General features: G+C 72.8%; 5 protein-coding genes. 4 read left to right on the top strand and 1 reads right to left on the bottom strand.

Going from position 1 to position 9,979, the window contains the following annotated elements; translation table 11 throughout:
• Positions 1–20: 20 nt before the first annotated feature.
• The 4 genes from ABFY07_RS07865 to ABFY07_RS07850 all read left to right on the top strand — a co-directional run bounded on the left by ABFY07_RS07865 (position 21) and on the right by ABFY07_RS07850 (position 8,896).
• Positions 21–3,626 carry an alpha/beta fold hydrolase gene (locus tag ABFY07_RS07865; RefSeq protein WP_346173736.1) on the top strand — a complete coding sequence of 1,202 codons (3,606 nt, stop codon included), beginning with the start codon at positions 21–23 and terminating at the stop codon, positions 3,624–3,626.
• Positions 3,627–3,690: 64 nt separating this feature from the next.
• Complete coding sequence (locus ABFY07_RS07860; protein ID WP_346173735.1) at positions 3,691–5,478, top strand: carbamoyltransferase family protein; 1,788 nt, start codon at positions 3,691–3,693, stop codon at positions 5,476–5,478.
• Positions 5,475–7,223 carry an ABC transporter ATP-binding protein gene (locus ABFY07_RS07855; protein WP_346173734.1) on the top strand — a complete coding sequence of 583 codons (1,749 nt, stop codon included), beginning with the start codon at positions 5,475–5,477 and terminating at the stop codon, positions 7,221–7,223. The genes ABFY07_RS07860 and ABFY07_RS07855 overlap by 4 nt, the downstream gene beginning before the upstream one ends.
• Positions 7,220–8,896 (top strand): hypothetical protein, encoded by a 1,677-nt coding sequence (locus ABFY07_RS07850; protein WP_346173733.1) that lies wholly within the window; start codon positions 7,220–7,222, stop codon positions 8,894–8,896. The genes ABFY07_RS07855 and ABFY07_RS07850 overlap by 4 nt, the downstream gene beginning before the upstream one ends.
• A gap of 103 nt (positions 8,897–8,999) precedes the next feature.
• Here ABFY07_RS07850 and rfbB read toward each other — a convergent pair whose 3' ends face one another.
• Positions 9,000–9,974 carry a dTDP-glucose 4,6-dehydratase gene (gene rfbB / locus ABFY07_RS07845; protein WP_346173749.1) on the bottom strand — a complete coding sequence of 325 codons (975 nt, stop codon included), beginning with the start codon at positions 9,972–9,974 and terminating at the stop codon, positions 9,000–9,002.
• Between the last annotated feature and the right edge of the window lie 5 nt (positions 9,975–9,979).

Raw genomic sequence — 9,979 nt, 5'->3', positions numbered from 1 at the left:
TGGTGCCCAGGACGTTGCATGTGGATGAGCCGACGCCGCATGTGGACTGGTCGTCGGGTGCGGTGGAGTTGGTGACGGAGGCGCGTCCGTGGCCGGGGACGGGTCGTCCGCGGCGGGCGGGGGTGTCGTCGTTCGGGATCAGTGGGACCAACGCGCATGTGATCCTGGAGGAGGCCCCGCGTGAGGAGGCCCCGCGTGAGGAGGCACCACGGGAGGTGGTGCCGGGTGGTGGTGTTGTGCCGTGGGTGTTGTCGGGGAAGTCGGAGTCGGCGTTGCGGGCTCAGGCGGCGCGGTTGCGGGATCATGCGGTGGCGCCGGGTGTGGATGTGGTGGGGACGGCGGTGGCGCTGGCGACGACGCGTACTGCTTTCGAGCACCGGGCGGTCGTGCTGGCCGAGGACGCGGAAGGATACGCGACCGCCCTCGACACCCTGGCGGGCGGGGACATGCCCGGTGACACCGCGACACGTGGCGTGGCCCGTGGCAGGCTCAAGGCGGCGTTCGTCTTCCCGGAGCAGGCCGACGGCTGGGTCGAGGCGGCCGTCGCGCTCCTCGACTCCTCGCCGGTGTTCGCCTCTTCCATGGCCGAGTGCGCCGCGGCGCTGGCCCCGCACACCGACTTCCGCCTGCTCGACGTCCTGCGCGACGAGCCCGAAAGGCTCCGACGGGCGGACGTCGGCCATCCCGCGCTGTGGGCGGTCATGGTGTCGCTCACCGCGGTGTGGTCGGCCGCCGGCATCACCCCGGCCGCCGTGGTCGGCCTCGGCGGCGGTGAGATCGCCGCCGCGTGCGTCGCGGGCATCCTGCCCCTGGCCGACGGCGCGCTGCTCGCCGCGGCGCACGGACGGCTCCTGACCGGGACCGCAACCGAGGCCCAGGCCCAGGCCCAGGCCGACGGGTTACCGGCGCGTGCGGCCCGGATCGCCGCGGGCGACGGTCGCGTACCGATGTACTCGGCCGTGACCGGAGCGCGGCTCGCGCCCGGAGATCTGGACGCCGAGCACTGGTACCGCGGGCTGCGCGAGCCGACGCGGCCGGGTGCCGCGGTGAAGGCGCTGTTGGACGTCGGCGTACGGGCCTTCGTCGAGCTGGGCACGGGCGGCTCCGCCTGGACGGGCGCCGCCGTCGAGGAGGCGGCGGGCGCCGAGCGTGACGTGCTCGTCGCCACCAGCCTGCGCCACGGCCACGAGGCGCGGCCCGCCCTGCTGCGTACGGCCGCGGCCCTGTGGGTGCGCGGCGGCACTGTCGACTGGGCGGCCCTGCTGGACCTGCCGGCGCGTCCCGTCGACCTCCCCACGTACGCCTTCCAGCGGCAGCGCTACTGGCTCGAGGTCCCCGAGCCCGCCGGCGACGCGGGCACCGTGGGGCTCACGGCGGCGGACCACCCGCTGCTGGCCGGCGCGGTCGAGCTCGCGGAGAGCGGCAGGGCCCTGTTCACCGGCAGGCTCTCGCGGACCACCCACCCCTGGCTCGCGGACCACGCGGTCGTGGACACCGTCGTGCTCCCCGCCAGTGTTCTGCTCGACTGGGCGCTGTACGCGGGACGCCGGCTGGGCTGCCCCCAGGTGCCGGAGCTCGCCCTGGAGGCGCCGCTGGCGCTGGACCCGCACACGGCCGTGCACGTCCAGGTCCAGGCCGGCCCGGTGGACGAGGCGGGCCGGCGCACCCTGACCGTGCACTCCAGGCCCGAGTCCCCATCCGGCGAGGAGGCGGGGGAGTGGACGTGTCACGCCCGCGCGGTCGTGGCGCCGGTCCCGGCGAGCCCCGTTGAGACGGCCGGCTTCAGCGCCCTCGCCGGCGCCTGGCCACCGCCCGGCGCCGAGGTGCTGCAACCGGCCGAGCTGTATGCCGCGTTGGAGGAGCGAGGCCATGTCTACGGGCCCGCGTTCCGTGGCCTGCGCGCCGCCTGGCGCCACGGCACGGACACCCTCGCCGAGGTGGCGCTGCCCGAGGAGGCATCCGCCGCGAGGCACGGCTTCGGCGGAGTGCACCCGGCGCTGCTCGACGCCGCGCTGCACGCCCGGGCCGGTGCGCAGCCGGAGGGCGAGGCGGAACTGGCGGACGCGGAGGGCGCGGAGGGCGCGGCCGGCGCGCGGGTGTGGCTGCCCGCCGCCTGGACCGGTGTTCGGGTGTTCGACGCATCCGCCACCACGAACCTGCGGGCACGCCTGTCCGACGCCGGCCAGGACGGCCCCCGCCAGGACGACGCCGGCCAGGACGCCGCCGGCGAGAACGACATCGCGGCCGGACAGGACGGCGCGGGGGAGCGGGTCGTACGCCTCCACCTGGCCGACGCCACCGGACGGCCGGTGGCCGAGGTGCGCGGGCTGACCCTGCGCCCGGCGCCCGCCGCCGACTTCCGGCGCGCCCACACCGCCCCGGCGCCGCCCGCACACCGGCCCACCCCCACCGGCCGGCCCGCGCCCTCGGCGCAGAACGCCGTCGCGCGGGTACTGAGCACCGAGCCGGAGAAGCGGACCGGGGTGCTGCGGGACATCATCCGCACCGAGCTCGCCGCGGTCCTGCGGCACGAGGACACCGAAGCCATCGACGTGGACACCGAGTTCCTCGACCTGGGCGTGGACTCGATGGCCGGCATCGAGATGCGCTCCCGGCTCGGCTCCCTGCTGCGCCTGGAGTTCCCGGCGGCCGCGCTCTTCGAGCACCCGACCACCTCGCTGCTGGCCGAGCACCTGGTCGGTCTCGTGGGCACGGCACCGGGCCCGGACCCGGCGGCCCCTGCCGACCAGGCAGGCGCGGACGCCCCCACCCCGGCCACGCCCTTCGACGGTCTGGAGGTCCTCTACCGCCAGTCGCACGCCCTCGGTAAGGCGGGCTCGGCCGGGATGGATCTCATCCAGGCCGCCGGCCGGCTGCGGGCCTCCTTCCCGGCCGCGAGCGCGGCGGACCATGCGCAGGAGCCGGTCCGTCTCGCCCGCGGCGAAGGCGACCGGGCCGTCCTCGTGTGCGTCCCGGCCATCACCGCGACCGCCGGGCCGCTGCAGTACGTCGGGCTGGCCCAGCGGATGCAGCGCGAACGGGAGGTGATCGTGCTGGTCAACCCGGGCTTCAACGAGGGCGAGCCGGTGCCCGAGACGTTCGGTGCGTTTCTCGAGGTCCAGATGGCGGCGCTGCGCTCGGCCGTGGGCTCCCGGCCCTATGTGCTCCTCGGCCACTCCGCGGGCGGGCTGATCGGCCACGCGCTGGCCATGCGGGCGGAGCAGACGGGACCCGCCCCGGCCGCCACCGTCGTCCTCGACACCTTCCAGACCGGTGCCCAGATCTCCGCCGACCTCAACCGGGCCATGGTGGACGGCCTGTTCGCCCGCGAACACCTCTTCGGCAGCGGCGCGCTGAGCGGCGTACGGCTCAGCGCGATGGGGCACTACCACACACTGATCGGCGAGTGCGCGCTCGCGCCGACCGAGACGCCGACGCTCTTCCTGCGGGCCGAGGACCCCCTGCCGTACCAGGCCGACGGCTTCGACGACGACGGCTGGCGGGCGTCCTGGTCCTTCCCGCACACGCTGATCACCACCCCGGGCGACCACTTCACGATCATGGAGGACAACATCGCCGCGACCACCGGCGCGATCCGCGAATGGCTCGCGGACCGGGGCATCTGAGCCATTTCACTATGACAACCACCACGCTGTTCCCTCATGTCCGTGCTTCGGAGGAGACAACTCAGTGATCATTCTTGGTTACAACGGCTTTTCCCGTGTCGCCGAACTCTTCGGCAAGCTCTACGGCTACACGCAGGACAGTGTCGACCGGCACAGCTTCCTCGGCCATGACGCGGCCGCCGCGCTGTTCATCGACGGCGAGCTGGTCGCCGCAGTCGAGGAGGAGCGCATGAACCGGCAGAAGAAGACCACCGCCTTCCCGGCCAACGCCATGCGCTGGTGTCTGGACCAGGCCGGCCTCGACTACGGGGACGTCGACTACTACGCCTTCGGCTGGCAGTTCAGCGCGGAGTTCGCCGACTCCGCCATTGTCAGGCTCGCCAACGCTCCCATACCTCCCGAGTACAAGTTCCAGGCCATCGCCGGCTTCGGCGAGCTCTACACCGGTGCCTTCAGCAAGACCGCGATTCTGGAGGACTTCGCCCGCCACACCGGGCACACGCTGCCCGAGGAGAAGCTCATCACCGTCCCGCACCACCGGGCGCACCTCGCCTGTGGCCGCACCTTCGCCGGCTTCGGCGACGCCGCCTTCATCATCAGCGACGGCCAGGCCGAGCAGGACAGCGCCATCATGGGCGAGATCCGCGACGGCCGGGTGAAGGTGTTCGAGCAGTTCACCATCGACTCCGCGAACTCCATCGCCCAGCTCTTCGCGGAGATCACCCGCTACCTCGGATTCACCCCGAACAACGACGAGTACAAGGTCATGGGCTTGGGCGGGTTCGGCGAGCCGCCCGAGAAGAACCCCTTCCTGAGCGAGGTCGTCAGCTTCGACGGCCCCGGGCGGTACTCGCTGGCCCTGGCCAACGACCCGCGCGGCCCCCGCGCCTACCTCGGCCTCTTCGACGAGATCTTCGGCGGCAACGACGGCAACCGCGACGACTTCGACTTCAAGGTCCGCGTGGCCGCCGCGGCCCAGCAGATGCTCGAAGAGGTCACCGCCCACCAGCTGCGCGCCCTGGCCGAGGCCACCGACCTGCGCGACCTCATCTACGAGGGCGGTGTGGCGCTCAACTGCGTCAACAACACCAAGCTGCTGGAGGACCTGTCCTTCGAGCGTGTGGAGGTCAGCTTCGGCGCCAGCGACCCCGGAGTGTCCATCGGCGCCGCGGCCCATGTCGCCCGGGAGAAGAACGTCCCGATCGCACCCGCGACATCGCCCTACCTCGGCCCGGAGTACGGCGCCGAGGAGATCCGCGGCACCCTGGACGGCTACGCCGACTCCCTCACCTGGGAAGAGCTGCCGGACGGCGCGATCGTGACGAAGACCGCCGAACTGCTCAGCGGCAAGACCGTCATCGGCTGGTTCCAGGGCCGCACCGAGTACGGCCCGCGCGCCCTCGGCAACCGCAGCATCCTGGCCAACCCGTCCCACGCGGACATGAAGGACGTCATCAACACCCGCGTCAAGCACCGCGAGCCGTTCCGCCCGTTCGCCCCCCTCGTCCTGGAGGAGGACGCGCACCGTGTCTTCGTCATGGGCAAGAAGGAGCGCTCGCCGTACATGACCTTCGTGTTCCCCGTACGGCCCGAGTACACCGAGACCATCGCGGCCGCCACCCACGTCGACGCCACCTCGCGCATCCAGACCGTGACCGACGAGAGCAACCCCCGGCTGGCCCGGCTGCTGCGCGAGTTCACCGCCCTCACCGATGTGCCGTGTCTGGTCAACACCTCCTTCAACGTGGCGGGCGAGCCGATCGTCTGCTCTCCGAAGGACGCGGTCGAGTGCTTCCTCGGCACCGACATCGACTACCTGGTGCTGGGCGACTTCCTGGTCACCAAGCGATGAGCGGGGCCACCGGAATCGCCTGGCGCGCCCGTACGGCGCTCGTCCTGGAAGTGGCCGGCGCGGTGGCCACCGTCGGCCCCCTCGTCGCCGTCGTCGAGGTGTGCAGGGAACTGCTCGCCGACGACCCCGACGGCGCGCGGCTCGGGCGGCTGGTGCTCGTCGTCGCCGCCGCGGCGGTCGCCGGGTTCGTCTGCCAGCTGGTGGGGCGCGTCCTGAGCAAGCAGGCGGGCGTACGCACGCAGCAGGCCCTGCTCCTCGCGGTCGCCGGCAGGCTGCGCGGCGCCCGCGCGGCCCGGCCGCTGCACGCCGCCTGGAAGGAGCACGGCACCACCCTGGGCCGGGACATCGCCTCGGTCGGGGTCATGGTGGGCAGGGCCGGATCGGAACTCACCGCCGCCGCCCTGGTGTTCGCCCTGTCGATCGGCTATCTGTTCTGGGTCGACTGGCTGATGGCACTCATCACCCTGGCGCCCATCCTGCTGGGCTTCGCCGCCTTCGGCGTCATATCCGTCCGCTTCTTCCGCGAGATGGCGACCGACTACGCGGCGAGCATCGGCGGCATCGACGCCGTCCGGCCCACCATCGAACTCCAGCGGCGCGTCAACCCGGCCGGCAGCCGGGCCCACACCGCGACCGCCACCCGGCGCTCCGCCCGACGGCTGGCCGATGTCACCGACGAGTTCAGCGAGTTCTTCCGCGTCCGCATCGGCTCGCTGCTCGGCGGCCGTGCGCTCGCCGAGATCGCCTTCTCGCCGCTGACCGTGCTGGTGTTCGTGCTGTGCGGGGGAGCGCTGCTGATCCGCTCGGACCGGCTCGCCCCCGCCGACCTCGTCCCGTTCCTGCTGCTGGGCGCGGGACTGGCCGCCCCGCTGCTGGCCATCACCTACTTCCTCGAAGAAGTGGGGGAGGGCAAGAAGGCAGCCGCGCGCCTGGTCCAGTTCACCACCGGAAGCGCGCCGTCCCGGCCCGCGGCCGCCACCGGTGCCACCGATGCCCCAGCGGACACGGGCACGGACACGGATACGGATACGGACACGCACACGGATACCAATACGGATGCGGATGCGGATGCGGATGCGGGCCCGGGCCCCGCGCTGGTGCTGCCCGAGCGCGGTGTGCTGACCGTCGTCGCCACCACCGAACAGGGCGCCGACGCGGTCATCGACCAGATCACGGCCGACACGCCCGCCGAGCGGTTCGCCGCCGTCGAGGCCGACCCGGCCGTCGTCATCGGCCCCATCGGCGCGTACATCACCGCGGACCGTGCGGACGGCGGCGCCGAGGAGGCCGAGCGCGCCGCGCGCCTCGCCGGCTGCCACGCGTCGATCGCCGCGCTGCCGCGCGGCTACGACGCCGTCGTGGGCACCGAGGCCCCGCGCTCGTACCCGGAGATCCAACGACTTGCGCTCGCCCGGCTGCTCGCCGCCGGCCGCGAGGTCGTCCTGCTCGACCAGCGGGCCTTCCCCGGCGACCCGGACACCCTCCGGGCAGCGGTCGCCGAGCTGCGGGAGCGGGCCGCCGTGGTCGTCGTCGCCACCGGGCCGCCCGCGGTCACCGAGGGGCGGCTCGTGGTCACCGACGCCGGACAGGTGGTCGCCTCCGGCACCCACGAGGAGCTGGCCGGCCCGGACAGCCCGCACGCCGGGCTGCTCGGCCCGGCCGGACACTCGCGGCGGGACGCCGGGGCCGTGGCCTGGTCCACGGCGTCCGCGGGCGTCCCAGCGTCCCAGGAGGTGTCTCGATGAGGCCCGTACTCGCACACTTTCTGCAGGTCTCCGGGAGACGGGCACTGACCTCGCTGTGCCTGTTCCTGCTCCTCGGCGCCATCACCCAGGGCATCGCCTTCGCGCTCGTGGTGCCCATCACCGAGGACCTGCTCACCCCCGACGCGGCGGTGCCCTGGACATGGATCGCCGTCTTCGCCGCCGTGGGCCTGGTGCACGCGGTGCTCCACTACCGCAGCGTGCCCATGGGCAACGACCTGGGCGCCGACCTGGTGACCGTGTTGCACCGGGCGGTCGCCGAGCGCGCGGAGAAGCTGCCCAACCGCGCACTCGGGGCGGGCTACTCCGATCGGCTGGCGGCGCTCGACGGCACCGCCGTGGTCGTCCTGATGGGGCTGCCCGCGCATGTGCTGCGCCCGGCGGTGGCGGCCGTCGCCACCCCGCTGACCGTGATCCTCATCAGCGCCTTCCTCGACCTGCGGGTGGCCCTGACGCTGGCCGCGGGACTGGTCCTGCTGGCGTTGTGCGCCCTCCTCGTGGCCCGGCTGCTCGCCCGGCGCGAGGAGCCCGACGGAGCGGAGTGGCTCCGTCGGACCTACGAGCGGCCGGGCGCACAGCCCTCCGGCGGCCTGCTGCCGGCGGCCACCGGCGAGGTGCTGCTGTGGCGGGTGGTCGAGCTCGCCGCCTGCGCCGCCGTCGGCGTGTGCGCCGCACTGGCCTCCGGCGACGGGCTCTCCGCGACCAAGGGCGTCGCGCTGGTCGTGCTGTCGGTGCTCACGTACCGGCCCATGATGGAGGCCGTCCTGCTGACGAGCACCATCATGAACGCCCGCGGAGTGATGGCCACCATCGGCAAGCTGCTCGGCACCCAGGAGCCCGGTGGACCGCGGGACGACCGGCCGGGCGCCGACTGGCCGGGACGCGGTGACATCGTCTTCGACGGCGTGAGCCTCCACGTCGAGGGGACCGCGGTGCTCGACGAGGTCTCGTTCACGATCGCGGAGGGCACCACCACGGCGCTCGTCGGCACCCCCGACGGAACCCGGCTGCTGCTCGGCGATCTGCTGACCGGCGATGTCGCGCCCACCTCGGGGGAGGTACGCGTCGGCGGCGTGGACGTCGGCGCACTCGCCCCCTCCGTGGTCGAGCGGCACGTCGCCAGGGTTTCCCCGGCGGCTCCTGGGCTCACTCACGAGGAGGCGGCCCGGCTGCTCGACTCCTTCCCCGAGCGGCTGGCGGACCGGCCCGGCGTACGGGACGCCCTGGACCGGCTGCGCGCCGCGGTGGCGGAGCACGCCGAGCAGAAGCAGACCGAGCGCGAGCACACGGAGCAGAAGCACACCGAGCGGGTGCAGGCCGAGCAGAAGCAGGGCGAGCAGAAGCAGGCCGAGGCGAGCGAGGAGTGCGGGCCGGCGGGGGAGAGCCCAGCCGCCGTGCCACTGTCCGAGCAGGACCGCTGGCGGCTCGCCCTGTTGCGCGCGCTGAGGAGCGACCCGTCCCTGGTGGTCGTGGACGCGACCGCCGGCGTGGACCCGTTCGGCGCCGACCCGCGGCTCGCCGAGCTGTTCACCACGCTCACCCGGGACCGCACCTGCTGGCTGATGACGGGCATCGGCGCGGAAGTCCCCCCGGGCGATCTCGTGCTCGAGGCCAGGGGCACCGGTGTCACCGTGAGGACGGCCGTGCCGAACTGACGGAGAAGACCGGGCGCCCGTGGGTCCCCCACGCGAAGACGGTGCCGGACCGCGGCCGTGAAGGCCGTGGTCCGGCACCGTCTCGGGGTGGATGTCGAGGGGGCTACGCGCCGGCTCCCCAGAGGCCGTGGTGCTGCCGGTACCAGTCGACTGTGGCCGCCAGCCCGTCCTCGAACGGCACCGTGGGCTTGTAGCCCAGGGCGGCGGAAATCCTGGAGATGTCCATCGCGTACCGCCGGTCGTGTCCCTTGCGATCGGCCACCTGTTCCACCATCGAACGGTCCACGCCGAGCAGTTCCAGCAGCCGTTCGGTCAGCTCACGGTTCGTGAGCTCCGTGCCGCCGCCGACGTTGTAGATCCCACCGGGCTCTCCGCCCTCCGCCACCAGTGCGACACCGCGGCAGTGGTCGTCGACATGCAGCCATTCCCGGACGTTCGCGCCGTCTCCGTAAAGCGGCACCTTCCGCCCGGCGAGAAGGTTCGAGACGAACAGCGGGATGATTTTCTCCGGATACTGGTACGGGCCGTAGGTATTGGAGCCCCGGGTGAGGCACACCGGCAGTCCGTGGGTGCGGTGAAAGGCCAGCACCATGAGATCGGCCGACGCTTTGGAAGCAGCATAGGGAGAGTTCGGGGCGAGCGGTTCTTCCTCCGTCCAGGGCGTGCCGCCGGCGTCCAGCGACCCGTACACCTCGTCGGTCGACACATGGACGAATCTGCCCACTCCCGCCTCCAGCGCGGCGGTCAGCAGGGTCTGCGTACCGAGCACATTCGTCCGCACGAATTCCTCGGCGCCGGAAATGGAGCGATCGACATGCGACTCGGCGGCGAAGTGCACGACGAGATCGGCGCCGCGCATCACCTCCCGCATCAGCGGTCCGTCGCAGATGTCGCCCTCCACGAAACGCAGCGCGGGGCTTCCGGACACCGGCTCGAGGTTTTCTCTCCGGCCCGCGTAGGTGAGCTTGTCGACGACTGTCACCTCGGCTCCCGCGAGAGCCGGGTACTCGTTCCGTACCGTCTGTCGGACAAAATTCGAGCCGATGAAGCCGGCGCCCCCGGTGACAAGTATGCGCACTGGCC

This window comes from Streptomyces sparsogenes subsp. cuspidosporus (genome assembly GCF_039532705.1).
Taxonomy (GTDB): domain Bacteria; phylum Actinomycetota; class Actinomycetes; order Streptomycetales; family Streptomycetaceae; genus Streptomyces; species Streptomyces sparsogenes.
The sequence above is the reverse complement of the archived record's forward strand: the minus strand, read 5'-3'. Positions and strand labels throughout refer to the sequence as shown.